The following is a 14,189-nucleotide window of genomic DNA, read 5'->3' on the forward strand; positions in this document are numbered from 1 at the left end:
AAATCGCCTTGACCAGGGCATAAATAATACTACAATCTGTTGGAGGCCTTCTATGCAAAAAATCAAAGATTTACTTGGCTTGCCGGTATTGGAAACGGAAAACGGCACTCAGATTGGCGAGGTACAAGAAGTGATCATTGATATTGATCAGGCGATGGTGCGCGGTATTATTATTGCTAACGCCAATTGGTTTACGAGCGAGCAGGGCATTGCATTTGGCGATTTATCCAGTATCGGCCGGGATGCGGTAATGGTGCGCAGCGAAACTGTTGTACAAGCCGTTGACGTATTTATTTCAGCAACTGACAAGGTTTATCGTCTGAAGGAATTATTGGATAAGCATATTTACACCGAAAGCGGTTTACAACTGGGTATGCTCGTTGATCTGGGCTTCGAACCGGCTACCGGCGAGATAAAAGCGTATCGCGTATCAGATGGCGTTATTACCGATTTGCTTTATGGGCGTATGAGTCTGCCGCTGCCGCAAGCCCAAATTGTAGGACAGGATAAAGTCATCGTTCCTGAATCAATGGCTAAACTTCTTCATACCGAAGCAGAGTTATCTTAGGTGAGGTGGAGCAGATGTTGACTTGTCCCGTATGCGGTGAACGCGGTATAGGCAAAGTGGGTGTTGAGCAATATTATTGCTGGGAATGTTGCGTGGAATTTGTAATGAAGGGTTCGGAAGTAAAGGTGTATAATGTCTTGGATGACGGCACCTTGATCCAGTATTCCGAGCTGTCGCCGACGGCTCAGACTTAAGCTGAACCCGCCGGTTTAAAAAATAAAAAAGGGGTGACGTGATGCGCAGCTTTTTGCAAGGGTTACTATGGGGTGGAATGGTAGGGACTGTAGTAGGTGCTATCATCGGCCCAATGAACAAAACTCAGCAAAAGCCGGTAAAAAAGCTTTTGAAGGAGCGTAGCGCCGAGGCCGTGGTAGCCACGACTGAAAGACTGATTAAACAAGCGCGGCGGGCGCGCCGGCGGTTGGTAAAAAAACTGGATGCATAGATTGTGAGACCGGCAAGGTCTCTTTTTTTCACCACCGGAAAAAACGGCTGATGCGGAGGCGGTTAAGTGATCATAAGCAAGCAACAGGTTCGTTTATCCATTATTTTGCTGGTGGCGCTTGCCGCCGTGTATTTTCTGTGGCTGGTGCGCAGCGGCTTGTATCCGTTTATCATTGGCCTGTTTTTGGCTTATTTGCTTAACCCGGCCGTCTGTTACCTGGAAACCAAAGGGTTCAAGCGGCTGTGGGCTATTCTTTTGCTCTACATCCTTTTATTCAGTATCCTGCTTGGCGGTGGAAGCCAGCTTATTCCTCTATTGGTACGGGAATTGGAAGACTTCGGCGCTGAACTGCCGCAAATGGCCGCTAAGGTTGCCGAGCTTATTCAAATGATTCAAAATCAGTATCAAAATGCCGGTTTGCCGTTTTCCATGCGGACAGCCCTCGATCAGGCTGTACTCAGAATGGAAACGGAAACCCAAATGTTTGTCTCGGCGGTAGCCCAGGGAATCGTAAATATGCTGAGTCATGCCATCGGGCTGGTCGTCAGCCCGGTGTTGGCGTTTTATTTGCTGCATGACTGGTATTTGATCAAGGAGGAGCTGCTGTCACTGCTGCCGGGCCGCTGGCGGACGGAGATACTCTCGATATTTAAGGATATTAATAAAGTATTGAACGGCGTTATTCGCGGACAAATTATCATTGCTGTGTTTGTAGGAATGCTGATTAGTACCGGCTTATATTTTCTGAATCTGAAATATGCCCTGTTAATTGGCATTTTAGCCGGAGTTCTGGATGTTATTCCTTATTTTGGGGCGATTATCGGGGCTGCGCCGGCAGTGGCAATGGCGCTTTTGTTTTCCCCGGTGCTGGCCTTGAAGGTTGCCCTGTTATTTTTTGTGGTTCATCAATTGGAAGGGGCGGTCATTCAGCCGAAAATCATGGGTGAAAGCGTCGGACTTCATCCGCTGTCGGTCATTTTTTTTGTTTTCATTGGCGGGGAAGTGGGCGGCTTGGCCGGTATGCTGCTTGGTGTTCCGCTCGCCGCAATTGGCAAAGTGTTCATTCGTCACTTCATCAAATTACTGGTATAACCAAAAGTGATCAACGCCAATTATTGACATTTAAAGATAATTTATGTATAATGCCAAAAGAATGGCCTAACCCATATGGAGGTTGATAATTTTGAATTATATGTCTGGAAACATGCTACGCCAAAAGTTTTTGCAATTTTTTGCCAGTAAAGACCACTTAGTTTTACCAAGCTATTCTCTTATTCCGGAAAACGATCCTACCTTGCTGATGATTGGTGCTGGTATGGCTCCATTCAAGCCCTTTTTTACCGGTAAACTTCAGCCGCCCAAAGCGCGGATTGCGACCAGCCAGAAATGTGTCAGGACCGGCGACATCGAAAACGTCGGCCGGACTGCCCGCCACCATACCTTTTTCGAAATGCTGGGCAATTTTTCTTTTGGCGATTATTTTAAACGCGAGGCAATTGCCTGGGCCTGGGAGTTTCTTACCGAGCATTTGGAAATCCCTGCTGAGCAATTATGGATTACCATTCATCCGACTGATGATGAAGCCTATGAAATATGGGAAAAAGAAATAGGAATATCGCCTGACAGGATTATTAAACTGGCTGATAACTTTTGGGAAATAGGCCCGGGACCATGTGGTCCCTGTTCGGAAATATACGTAGATTTAGGTGAGGAGCGGGGCTGCGGGTCGCCGGAATGTGCAATTGGCTGTGACTGTGACCGCTATTTAGAGATTTGGAATCTGGTATTCACCCAGTTTGACCGAGATGAGCAAGGCAATTACCAGCCGCTGGCGAAAAAAAATATTGATACTGGCGCCGGTCTGGAACGGATTGCCTCAGTGTTGCAAAACAAACGGTCTAACTTTGAGACTGATTTGCTGTTTCCCATTATCGAATATGCCGCCCAGGTGGCAGGCGTCAGTTATGGGCAAGCGGCGCATACCGATGTATCGTTAAAGGTGATTGCGGATCATGCCAGAAGCATGACCGTGATGATTGCAGACGGGATTTTGCCGTCAAATGAAGGGCGCGGCTATGTGCTCCGCAGGATTATTCGCCGTGCTGTGCGCCATGGCCGGCTCATGGGCATTGAAAAAACTTTTCTGGTTCAGGCCGTGGATGCCGCTGTGGCTATTTTCGCCGAACCATATCCGGATTTACTGGATAAGCAGGAGTACATAAAAAAAGTTGTGCAGCAGGAGGAAGAAAGGTTCCAGGCTACCTTAGCCCAGGGAATTGAACTCCTGAATAAGCAAATTGCGGCACTTGAAGAAAATAAGCAAACCGTGCTGTCCGGTTCAGCGGCTTTCAAGCTATATGATACTTTTGGCTTTCCCTGGGAATTAACGGCGGAAATTTTAGCTGAGCATAATATGGAACTTGATCAAGCGGCGTTTGACCGGGAGATGGATGAGCAACGGGACCGGGCCAGGGCGGCAAGACAGGAAAATCAGCGGGTTGCCTTGCCGGATCTGACCGGTTTGGCTGTTGAGCAGCTCAGCTATAATGAGAATGCCGGGCAAGCCACTATTGTGCGGATGTGGAAAGACGGTAAGCTGACAGAGGCAGTGCGGGACGGAGAGGAGGCTGCCGTCATTTTGGATGTGACTTCCTTCTATGCTGAAGGCGGCGGACAGGTTGGCGACAGCGGCTGGCTGGACGGACCTCTGGGCAAGATGGCGGTCACCACTGCCCGCAAACTGCCGAATGGGGCAATTTATCACCTCGGGTTTATTCATGAAGGGGTGTTAAAGGTCGGTGAAACAGTCAAGCTGGCCGCCGATGCCGGCAGGCGGTTGGCCACCGCCCGTAATCATACCGCCACGCATTTATTGCAGGCTGCACTGAAACATATTTTAGGCGTTCATGTTAATCAGGCCGGATCTTCGGTCGGGCCGGACCGGCTGCGGTTTGACTTTTCTCATTTTTCGGCGGTTACTGCTGAAGAATTGGCTGGGATAGAACAATATGTCAATGCTGTCATTTTACAAAGCATACCGGTGAAGGCGATAGAAACCAGCCAGGATCAGGCTAAGGAAATGGGGGCAATGGCGCTGTTCGGCGAAAAATATGGCGATATTGTCCGGGTGATTTGTATTGACGAATGGAGTAAGGAGCTGTGCGGCGGAACCCATGTCGAGAATACAGCACAAATCGGTTTATTTAAAATTCTCAGCGAATCCGGGGTAGCTTCAGGCGTAAGGCGGATTGAAGCGGTAACCGGCAGTGGTGCAATCCGCTATTTAAATGACCAGGATAAAATTCTGTCAGCGGCTGCAGTCTTGCTTAAAACCCGTCCGGAAGAACTGGTCAACCGTTTGGAAAGCCTGATGAGCCACATGAAAGAGCTGGAGGCCGGTTTACAGGCCGCCAATACCAGGCTGGCAAAGCTGGAAGTACAAAAACTGTTTGATTCCCTGCAGGAAGTAAACGGAATTCAGGTGGTAACCGGGGTAGTCAATTCCGCTGATATTGACGGTTTGCGATCGGCGGCCGATATCGTACGGGCCAAGCTGATGTGCGGGGTTGTAGTTCTGGCGTCCATTGTCGGCAGCGATAAGGTCAATTTCGTGGCTATGGCGACAAAAGACGCTGTGGCAAGAGGGATTCATGCCGGCAACATTGTAAAGGAAGCCGCTAAAATAGCCGGCGGCGGCGGCGGCGGCCGGCCCGATATGGCTCAGGCCGGCGGAAAACTGCCGGAGATGGTAACACCGGCCCTAAATGCCGCATTTACCGTTATTACCCGTCAGGCAAAGTAATACGCTGAAGAATAAGTACCAGGGTGGGCAAAGTGTCTGCCCTGGGATATTTATTATTTTTCAGATTACAGGAAAAATATAGGCCAGGTAGAATATAATTGGTAGTAAAGCGTTAATAATATTGTGGGAGGAGGATGCTCAATGCCCAACTTGGAAGAAACCATGATGTTCAAGGTGGATAATGAAGAAACTACCGAGGCGGCAGTGATTATCGGCAATGTTTGCCAGTCGCTTCGCGATAAAGGCTACAATCCGATAAATCAGTTGGTTGGTTATCTTTTATCCGGTGATCCTACCTATATTACCAGTCATAATAATGCCCGCAGCCTGATCCGTAAGCTGGAACGAGACGAACTTTTGGAAGAATTGGTACGGTCGTACTTAAAAAATAAATAAGCAGGTATATTTTGGAGGAATCATGCGCATACTAGCACTTGACGTCGGGGATAAAACGATCGGAGTAGCGGTCAGTGACGAGCTGTTATTTACCGCCCAGGGCGTGGAAGTTATCAGGCGGACCAGCTTGGCTAAGGATTTTGCCAGGTTAAAGCAATTAATTGACCAATACGAAGTAACGACGGTAGTGGTGGGTTTGCCCAAAAATATGAATGGGACAATTGGTCCGCGCGGTGAACTGATGCAGCAATTTACAGCTCAGTTGGCAGAGGCAATGCCTGCGCTCAAGCTTCATTATTGGGATGAGCGATTATCAACCGTGGCGGCGGAGAAATCGTTAATTGCAGCCGATGTTAGCCGGGCCAAGCGCCGCAAGGTAATAGATAAAATGGCTGCAGTTTTTATTCTGCAAGGATATCTCGATAGTCTGCCGCACCAACAACTTCCTTGACAGGTAAAGTTTTCTAAGATAAAATTACAAGTACAATGATTATGAGGTGAAAAGAATGGCTGATAATGAAAAAGATAACATTGAGGAACTGGATGAAGACCTTGTTGTTGTCATGACCGACGAAGAAGGCAACGAGTATTATTACCGTGAAGAGTTAATCATTCCGATCGGCGAAAAACGTTATGCCATACTGGTGTCCATTGATGATGCCGACTGCGATTGCGGTTGTGAAGCCAGCCATGAAGAGGATGTGTACATAGCCCGGATTGACGTCGACGAAAGCGGCGAGGAAGTTTATGTAGATCCTACGGACGAGGAATTTGAGCAGGTTCGTGAAGCTTATGAAGAATTAATTGAAGAGGAAGACGAAGCCGAATAGGCTTCGTTTTTTTATAGTGAAATGTCCAACGATGCCAATGCAGCGTCCGGCGTTAAGACGGGGCAGTAATAGCACTGTTTACTTCTCCGGCAGGAAACGCGGCTAACAGAGTGCAATGGCGGCTGTGAGGAGGTTTTTTTTATGAAGCAGAATATTTATGATAATGCGTCTTTTTACCACGGTTATATGCATTTGCGTCAGACCAACGCCGGGTTAAACGATGTTTTGGAGATACCGGCTTTTCGCGGTCTATTGCCCGATTTGTCTGAAAAAAAGGTACTGGATTTAGGCTGCGGTTTTGGTGAGAGTTGTCATTGGTATCGCCGGCAGGGTGCTCAATCTGTGGTCGGCGTAGATATTTCGAGTAAAATGATTCATTTGGCGCAAACTGTCAACGGCCACCCTGGAATAGAATATAGATGCACTCCGATGGAAGATTTGGCTTTGCCCGGACAAGTATTCGATGTAGTGACCAGTTCGCTGGCGTTTCATTATATTAAAGATTTTGCCGGCGTTATTGGTAAAGTCTATCAATGGTTAGCTCCGGGCGGTATCCTGTTGTTTTCCCAGGAGCATCCGGTGGTTACTGCTGAAGGATCAGGCCGGTGGGCGAAAGATGCCGCAGGCCGGAAGCTGCACTGGATTTTAGATCATTATGGACAGGAAGGCATCAGAAGACAACATTGGTTTGTTGATGGGGTAATTAAATACCATCGTACCATTTCCACGACCCTAAATGGGCTGATTGATGCCGGATTTATCATTAAAAGAGTTGTTGAGCCGCTGGCGGACGATGAAGCCGAAGCGTTAAATCAGCAGTTGCAGGAGCAACGGCGCAGGCCTTCTTTCCTTATTGTTAAAGTCCAAAAACCAAAGCATGATTTGACGGGGTGAGAGTAGCAGCGGGCTGCTGGAAGAAGGTGCATAAAATGGCCGTAAAATCAAATATTATAACAATGCAGCCGGGAAAATGCGAGGATTGTTGAAGGGTGTCAATAAATCGTGTATAATAGAGAAACGAAATTAGATTATTACCATATTGGTTAACACCGAAGTGAGGTGAGCAAATGCTGCAGTATAAGTTCAGTATGCGCCGGGTGTTGATGACAGGAGTTTTGGCGGTACTATTGGGCAGTTTTGTCTATGGATTAGCCAAGCCGGTAAATTCCACGGCTAAAGATATTGCTTATGTTTCTATTCAGCCAGGCATGACGGCCGACAATATCGGCAATCAATTGTACGAGCAGGGGCTGATTAAAAATGTTTTAGCTTTTCGGGTGATTGCGAAATTTAACGGTTTGGACAACACGCTCAAAGCCGGGGACTATAGTTTTACTACCGATATGTCGGTGACGCAGATTGTGGACAGACTGGCGCGCGGGGCAACTGCCCAGCAGCTGATAACCATTCCTGAGGGTTATACGGTAAATCAAATTGCTGCGCTCATCCAGGAAAAGCAAATCGGCGATGCGGAGAAATTCAAGGCTGCGGCGCGGAACTACCGGCCTCATTCTTATATGGCAGGCAGCGATGCGGCCAGTTATCAAGTGGAAGGTTATCTTTTTCCTGATACGTATCAATTTGACAAGGGTGTAACGGAAGAAAAGTTGTTAACAATGATGGTTGGTGAATTTGATCAGCGTTTTACTCCGGAAATGAGGAACCGGGCGGATGAGCTGGGCTTGTCCATCCCTCAGGTGGTTATACTGGCTTCGTTAGTTGAAAAAGAAGCCAAACTTGACAGTGACCGCCCGGTCATTGCGGGCGTTTTTCTCAATCGCCTGCAATACCATATGCCGCTGCAATCATGCGCCACCATTCAGTACATCCTGGGATACGCCAAGCCGGAGCTGACCATTCAGGATACGGAAATTGATTCTCCTTATAATACCTATCAGCATCACGGATTACCGCCGGGGCCCATTGCCAATCCGGGCATGGCGGCAATCAATGCCGTACTGTATCCGGCTGCAACCGAGTATTTATATTTTGTGGCTGATAAGCAAGGTCAACATCACTTCAGTACAAATTATGAGGAACATTTGGCGGCAATTGAACGGGTACAGCAATAATGCAAATTAGTCAATCGTTGTTTCGTGTAATGGAAGCCTATGCTGAGGAATACAAGGTGCCAATCATTCGTAAGGCCGGGGCCAAAGTGCTTACCGGCTTAATTGCCGGCTGCAAGCCGCTGGCTGTTTTGGAAATTGGCGCAGCCATTGGTTATTCTGCCTTAAAAATGCTTGAAAATATGCCTGCTGACGGTAAAATTACCGCAATTGAGCTTGATCCGGAGCGAATTGCCGTGGCCCGCCAATTTGTCGCCAAGGCCGGAGCTGCCGCCAGGCTTGAACTCATTGCCGGCGATGCCGGCAAAATCATTACTGAATTGCGCGGACCATATGATTTCATTTTCATTGATGCCGCCAAGGGCCAGTATCTTGATTATTTTCGCAAGCTGGAAGGTAAGCTGGCCGTTGGAGCTGTCATTGCCGCTGATAACATTTTATTTCGCGGTTTTGTGGAAAGCGGACAGGCGCCGCCCCGCCGCTACCGGACAATTGTTATGCGATTGCGCCAATATCTCGAATATGTGAATACGCATCCTGCTTTTTCGACAACAGTACGGCAAGACGGGGATGGGATAGCGATTTCTTACTATAGGGGGACAACGTGTGAATAAACCAGAATTGTTAGCTCCTGCGGGCAATCTGGAGAAGCTGAAGATGGCATTGCTATATGGGGCCGATGCTGTGTTTATGGGTGGCAAAGCTTTCGGGCTGAGAGCATTTAGCGCTAATTTTACCGATGCTGAACTTAGGGAAGGGATCGCCTTTGCACATCGGCTGCAGAAAAAAGCTTATATTACGGTCAATGTTTTTCCGCATAATGCCGACCTGGAAGAATTGCCTGCGTATCTGGCGTTTTTACGCGATGCCGGCGCCGACGGGCTGATCGTTGCCGATCCGGGCGTGTATCGGCTGGCCAGAACTACAGTACCGGAAATTCCTTTGCATATTAGTACGCAGGCCAATACTACCAATTGGGCTGCGGTGTTGTTTTGGCAGGAGCTGGGAGCACGCCGGGTGGTTCTGGCCCGGGAGCTTTCCCTTGAAGATATCGGCATCATCAGGCAAAAGGCCGGGGTGGAGCTGGAAGCTTTTGTGCACGGCGCAATGTGCATATCTTATTCCGGCCGCTGTCTGATGAGCAATTACTTTACGGGCCGGGACTCTAACCGGGGAGAATGCGCCCAACCCTGCCGCTGGAAATATTATCTTGTCGAAGAAAAGCGTCCCAATCAGTATATTCCGGTGCTGGAGGATGAGCGGGGCACTTATATTTTTAATTCCAAGGATTTATGTCTGCTGCCTCATTTGCCGCAGTTGATCGAAAGCGGTATCAGCAGTTTCAAAATTGAAGGCCGGATGAAAAGCGTGCATTATGTGGCAACCGTAGTGAAAACCTACCGTCAGGCGATTGACGAATATTTTGCCGATCCCCAAAGCTTTACGGTGCGTCCGGAATGGCTGGAGGAATTAAATAAGGTATCGCACCGGGACTATACAACCGGCTTTTATTTTGACAAGACTACTGCCGGCGATCAAATCTACGGTTCTTCATCCTATCACCAAACCCATGACTTCATTGGTGTGGTCAGGCGCTATGATGCAGCCGCTCAAACCGCCATTGTTGAGCAACGGAACCATATGCGGCTGGGGCAGGAAATTGAAATTGTTCAGCCTGACGGCCCGACATTTAGGCAGCAGATTACAGCAATGTCGGATGCGGACGGCAATCCCATTGAGGCTGCGCCTCATCCTCAGCAAATAGTTGCACTGCCGGTGCGGCTGCCGGTAACGCCTTATTCCATGGTGCGCAGAAAGGCGGATGCAGAATGAATAATGCCCTGTATTTACGAATTGATCCACAGCATGTAAACTATCTTAACCGGATCATGGAAGGCTATGAATATCTGGGGACTGTAAGTACGGTTGACCGCAAGGCCGGCATTGTGGTCATCAGAGCGACCGCGGATACTGTTGCCGAAGTCCGGACAATCATTGAAAATTTGACGATTCCTTTTGCCTATGTGGAAAAAGAGCTTACCGGCGGTAAGTAAAACCTGCCTATTCATGCCATACTATACCGAGAGGTGATCGTATGGCATTTCCTATTGGGCGTATTTACAGGTTAATGATATTCCTGATGCTCCTGGGCTGCTTGCTGGCAGGACGGTTGTTTTTTCTGCAAATCATCGCCGGTCCCAAGCTTACTGTCCAAAGTCTGGGAAGCAGGGTGCAGGAGGTGCCAATGGAAATTTCACGGGGTGAAATTGTCGATTGCAATGGAATACCTTTTACCAATACGGCCCGGCACTTCAGCGTAATTGTCTTTCCCGGCCAGCTCACCGATATACCGTCGGTCGCCGATAAAATCGCCGCTATTACCGGCGTACCGGCCGATAAGATTGCGGCCAGAATCAGGAGGGATGAACGCCCGTTTAAATTGAAGACCGATTTGGATGCCCTGACCGCACAAAGAATTAATTCACTCAATATGCCGGGGATACTGGCGACAGATGAAAAGGTCCGCTATGGCTACAGCTCGCTGGCGGCTCATGTTACAGGCTATATTAATTTAGCCGATAACCATGGCGTCAGCGGTATTGAAGGGATGTTTGACGAACTGTTGCGCGGCAATCAGCCGGAATATGCGGCGGCATTGGTGGATGCCGCGCAGCAGGTGATTCCAGGACTGGGCTATAAGCGGATCAGGCTGGATAATGGCAGCGGGCCAAACAATGTCGTTCTGACCCTTGACAGCCGCATTCAAAAAATTGCCGAAACAGTACTGGATAAATATTCCGCCAAAGGGGCGGTCATTGTGATGAGACCGTCGACCGGAGCAATCCTGGCAATGGCTTCCCGGCCCAATTTTGACGCTAACCGGCTGGATGAATATCTAACAAGCGATTCTGCGCCGCTGTTGAACCGGGCAATTGCCGCTTATCAGCCCGGATCGGTATTTAAGCTGGTTGTGGCGGCTGCTGCTTTGGAAAACCAGCAGGTCAGACCTGATGATCTGTTTTTTGATCCCGGCTATATTGACGTTAACGGCATCCGGTTTAAAGGCTGGGATTATGAACGGGGACCGCGCGGCCGGATTACGTTTAGTGAGGCTATGGCCTACTCCAGCAATCCGGTATTCATTGAAGTCGGGCAGAAACTAGGCGCCGAGCAGCTGGTAGCCTATGCCAGAAAACTGGGCTTTGGCAGCAGGACCGGACTGGATTTTGCCGGTGAGGCGGCGGGAAATTTACCGGCAACAGATAATATCTATCCTGGCGAACTGGCCAATCTGTCGATCGGCCAGGGGGAGTTTGAGGCGACACCCCTTCAAATTGCTGTGCTGGTGTCGACGATTGTAAATGACGGCATCAAGGTTGAACCTTATATTGTCAGCAAATTAACGGATCATAGCGGCGGTATCATCAAAAGTTATCCTTCGTCCCGGGGCAGCCGGGTTTTATCAAAGCAGACGGCGGCGCAGATGCGTGATATGATGGCCGGAGTTGCCAGGTTCGGGACCGGTCAGGCTGCTTATGTTGAAGCCGGCGGCTCGGCCGGTAAAACCGGATCGGCCGAGACCGGCCGCCAAAGCAAGTCCGGCAAAGGGATTAATCACGCCTGGTTCGGCGGGTATGCGCCATTGGAACAGCCCCGGTATGCAGTCGTTGTGTTTATTGAGGATGGCATGTCAGGCGGTGATGTGGCAGCGCCTGTCTTTCGCGAAATCGTGACTGAAATGATGCGCAATGGCCAATAATCAGCTGTTTCTCGGCGTACTTGCGGTACGGCAGAGCATTCCTCCGCCTTGCTGGATGAACAATCACGCGCAATTCATCCTATCGCTCTAGACTTGGCGGGCTACTAGGCAAATAATAGAACTTGTGGTAAAATATTTAAGCTATTACTTTTTATAAGGTTGTGGTTTGTCTTGGATAAAAATCGGGGAGACATTTTAATTATTCATGGTCCCAACCTTAATCTGTTGGGAAAACGGGAGCCGCATATTTATGGTTCACTGACTTTGGTTGAAATCAACGAACGGCTGATTAATCATGCGCGACGGCTAAAACTTGAACTGGATATTATGCAGACAAATCATGAAGGGGTAATCATTGACGCCATTCAACAGGCGGAAAGTCAGTTTGCCTGCATAATTATCAATGCCGGCGCCTTTACCCATTATAGCCTGGCGATCAGGGATGCCCTGGCTGCTGTTTCCATACCGGCTATTGAGGTGCATCTTTCCAATATACACAAGCGCGATGAGTTCCGGCATAAATCGGTGATTGCGCCGGTGGTTGCCGGGCAGATTTGCGGTTTTGGCGCAGACAGCTATATTCTGGCATTAGACGCAGCAGCCCGGCTGGTGCGGCAGAAGGAGCAAGCATAAGATGAATGATCGATTGGGTAAATTGCGTGATTTTTTAAATGATAAAAAGCTTGATGCCGTACTTGTAAGCACACCGGAGAATCGCCGTTATTTAAGCGGGTTCACCGGCAGCTCGGGCTACTTGCTTATCACCCGTACCGACGCCAAGCTGATCACTGATTTTCGCTATATTGAACAGGCAGGCAATCAGGCGAAACAGTTTGAAATTATCCGCCATGGCAATAAGCCTCTGGAGACGGTGGCAAAATCAGTAAGTTCAACCCTGCGCCGGATTGGCTTTGAAAGCGATCATTTAACTTTTGGAGTATATGATTCATTGCACACACTGTTGAAAAATATTGAATTACAGCCAGTCCAGCTGGATGGTTTACGGATGAGCAAGGATGCCGGTGAAATTGCCCTGATCAGAACGGCTGTGGAAATTGCCGACGCTGCTTTTTCCCATATTCTAACCTGGCTGCGCCCGGGACTGACTGAATTTACCGTTGCCGCCGAATTGGAGTTTGCGATGCGCAAACAAGGGGCTGAAAAGCCGGCGTTTGATACGATTGTGGCTTCAGGAGCCAGAGGCGCCTTACCGCATGGGATCGCCTCGGACAAAGTAATTGCCGATGGCGATCTGATAACGATGGATTTTGGCGCTGTTTATCAGGGCTATCATTCGGATATTACCCGGACTGTCTGTGTAGGCAAGGCTTCAGCCAGGCAACGGGAGATCTACGATATTGTATTGGCAGCGCAATTGGCCGGACTAAAAGCCGTACAGGCCGGAAAAATCGGCAAAGACGTTGACGCTGTTGCCCGGCGGGTAATTGCCGCAGCCGGTTATGGCGAGTATTTCGGCCATAGTCTGGGGCATGGCGTGGGCCTGGCCATTCATGAAGCGCCGGCCCTGTCACCGGGGAATACCGCGATTGCTCTGGCTGAAAATATGCTGGTGACGGTAGAGCCTGGCATTTACCTGCCGGAGTGGGGCGGTGTGCGGATTGAGGATACGGTTGTAGTGACTGCTGGCGGGTGCGACATTCTGACTGCCAGCAGCAAACAATTCATCGAAATTGGGTAACCCCTTCATGGGATATAAATTGGAGGTATAAATAAATGATTTCTAGTAGCGATTTTCGTACAGGCCTGACTATTGAAATTGATAATGACGTATGGCAAATAGTGGACTTTCAGCATGTTAAGCCAGGCAAGGGCGCTGCCTTTGTAAGAACTAAAATGAAAAATGTCCGTACCGGCGCGGTGGTTGAACGTACCTTTAATCCAGGCGAAAAATTGCCCAAAGCCCATGTTGATAACCGTCAAATGCAATATTTGTATGCAAATGACGGCCTGTATGTATTTATGGATAATGAAACCTATGAGCAGAGTGAACTGACTTCAGCGCAGCTTGGCGATGCCAAAAAGTTTTTGAAAGAGAATATGAATATTTCCATTATGCTGTTTCAGGGAACGATCATCGGCGTTGAACTGCCAAATTCCGTCGATTTGGAAGTCATTGAATGTGACCCCGGCGTGCGGGGCGATACGGCAACCGGCGCCACCAAACAGGCGAAGCTGGAAACCGGCTATTCGGTCCGGGTGCCGCTGTTTATCAATCAGGGCGATGTATTAAGAATAGACACCCGTTCCGGCGATTATATCGAAAGAGCCAGAAATTAAAACCGCACACTGAAATTTTCA

17 protein-coding genes are annotated in these 14,189 nt (G+C 48.9%); all 17 read left to right on the forward strand.

The annotated features are described in order from the left end of the window. Nucleotides 1-52: 52 nt before the first annotated feature. The 17 genes from BLR06_RS00625 (at nt 53) to efp (ending at nt 14,168) form a co-directional block, all read left to right on the forward strand. Nucleotides 53-568, forward strand: coding sequence for a PRC-barrel domain-containing protein (locus BLR06_RS00625; protein WP_092067264.1), 516 nt, complete (start codon nt 53-55; stop codon nt 566-568). 14 nt (nt 569-582) lie between these two features. Next, nucleotides 583-762: a hypothetical protein gene (locus BLR06_RS00630; protein WP_092067266.1), complete on the forward strand. Its 180-nt coding sequence runs from the start codon at nt 583-585 to the stop codon at nt 760-762. Nucleotides 763-803: 41 nt separating this feature from the next. Further along, the gene (locus BLR06_RS00635) at nt 804-1,013 is read left to right on the forward strand and encodes a hypothetical protein (RefSeq protein ID WP_092067268.1); all 210 of its coding nucleotides are present in this window, start codon (nt 804-806) and stop codon (nt 1,011-1,013) included. 66 nt (nt 1,014-1,079) lie between these two features. After that, nucleotides 1,080-2,105, forward strand: coding sequence for an AI-2E family transporter (locus BLR06_RS00640; RefSeq protein WP_092067270.1), 1,026 nt, complete (start codon nt 1,080-1,082; stop codon nt 2,103-2,105). A gap of 91 nt (nt 2,106-2,196) precedes the next feature. Further along, nucleotides 2,197-4,815, forward strand: coding sequence for an alanine--tRNA ligase (gene alaS / locus BLR06_RS00645; RefSeq protein WP_092067272.1), 2,619 nt, complete (start codon nt 2,197-2,199; stop codon nt 4,813-4,815). 141 nt (nt 4,816-4,956) lie between these two features. Beyond that, a complete protein-coding gene (locus BLR06_RS00650) occupies nt 4,957-5,211 on the forward strand; it encodes an IreB family regulatory phosphoprotein (RefSeq protein WP_092067273.1) in 255 nt (84 codons plus the stop codon). Nucleotides 5,212-5,233: 22 nt separating this feature from the next. Next, the gene (ruvX, locus tag BLR06_RS00655; RefSeq protein ID WP_092067275.1) at nt 5,234-5,662 is read left to right on the forward strand and encodes a Holliday junction resolvase RuvX; all 429 of its coding nucleotides are present in this window, start codon (nt 5,234-5,236) and stop codon (nt 5,660-5,662) included. 55 nt (nt 5,663-5,717) lie between these two features. After that, entirely contained in the window at nt 5,718-6,041 is a 324-nt protein-coding gene (locus tag BLR06_RS00660; protein WP_092067277.1) for a DUF1292 domain-containing protein, read from the forward strand. A 141-nt stretch (nt 6,042-6,182) separates the two neighbouring features. After that, nucleotides 6,183-6,935, forward strand: coding sequence for a class I SAM-dependent methyltransferase (locus tag BLR06_RS00665; protein WP_092067279.1), 753 nt, complete (start codon nt 6,183-6,185; stop codon nt 6,933-6,935). 173 nt (nt 6,936-7,108) lie between these two features. Continuing rightward, entirely contained in the window at nt 7,109-8,113 is a 1,005-nt protein-coding gene (mltG, locus tag BLR06_RS00670) for an endolytic transglycosylase MltG (protein WP_092067281.1), read from the forward strand. Then, entirely contained in the window at nt 8,113-8,724 is a 612-nt protein-coding gene (locus BLR06_RS00675) for an O-methyltransferase (protein WP_092067283.1), read from the forward strand. The genes mltG and BLR06_RS00675 overlap by 1 nt, the downstream gene beginning before the upstream one ends. Then, nucleotides 8,717-9,943: a peptidase U32 family protein gene (locus BLR06_RS00680; RefSeq protein WP_092067285.1), complete on the forward strand. Its 1,227-nt coding sequence runs from the start codon at nt 8,717-8,719 to the stop codon at nt 9,941-9,943. The genes BLR06_RS00675 and BLR06_RS00680 overlap by 8 nt, the downstream gene beginning before the upstream one ends. Next, complete coding sequence (locus BLR06_RS00685) at nt 9,940-10,164, forward strand: DUF4911 domain-containing protein (protein ID WP_092067287.1); 225 nt, start codon at nt 9,940-9,942, stop codon at nt 10,162-10,164. Before BLR06_RS00680 ends, BLR06_RS00685 begins: the two co-directional genes overlap by 4 nt. A 41-nt stretch (nt 10,165-10,205) precedes the next feature. Then, nucleotides 10,206-11,870: a peptidoglycan D,D-transpeptidase FtsI family protein gene (locus BLR06_RS00690; protein ID WP_092067289.1), complete on the forward strand. Its 1,665-nt coding sequence runs from the start codon at nt 10,206-10,208 to the stop codon at nt 11,868-11,870. 171 nt (nt 11,871-12,041) lie between these two features. Next, nucleotides 12,042-12,503: a type II 3-dehydroquinate dehydratase gene (gene aroQ, locus BLR06_RS00695; protein WP_092067291.1), complete on the forward strand. Its 462-nt coding sequence runs from the start codon at nt 12,042-12,044 to the stop codon at nt 12,501-12,503. Nucleotide 12,504: 1 nt separating this feature from the next. Further along, a complete protein-coding gene (locus BLR06_RS00700) occupies nt 12,505-13,569 on the forward strand; it encodes a M24 family metallopeptidase (RefSeq protein ID WP_092067293.1) in 1,065 nt (354 codons plus the stop codon). Between the two features lie 35 nt (nt 13,570-13,604). After that, nucleotides 13,605-14,168: an elongation factor P gene (gene efp / locus BLR06_RS00705; protein WP_092067295.1), complete on the forward strand. Its 564-nt coding sequence runs from the start codon at nt 13,605-13,607 to the stop codon at nt 14,166-14,168. Nucleotides 14,169-14,189 lie beyond the last annotated feature (21 nt).

Origin of the sequence: Dendrosporobacter quercicolus, from assembly GCF_900104455.1 — a bacterium.
Classification (GTDB): Bacteria; Bacillota; Negativicutes; order DSM-1736; family Dendrosporobacteraceae; genus Dendrosporobacter; species Dendrosporobacter quercicolus.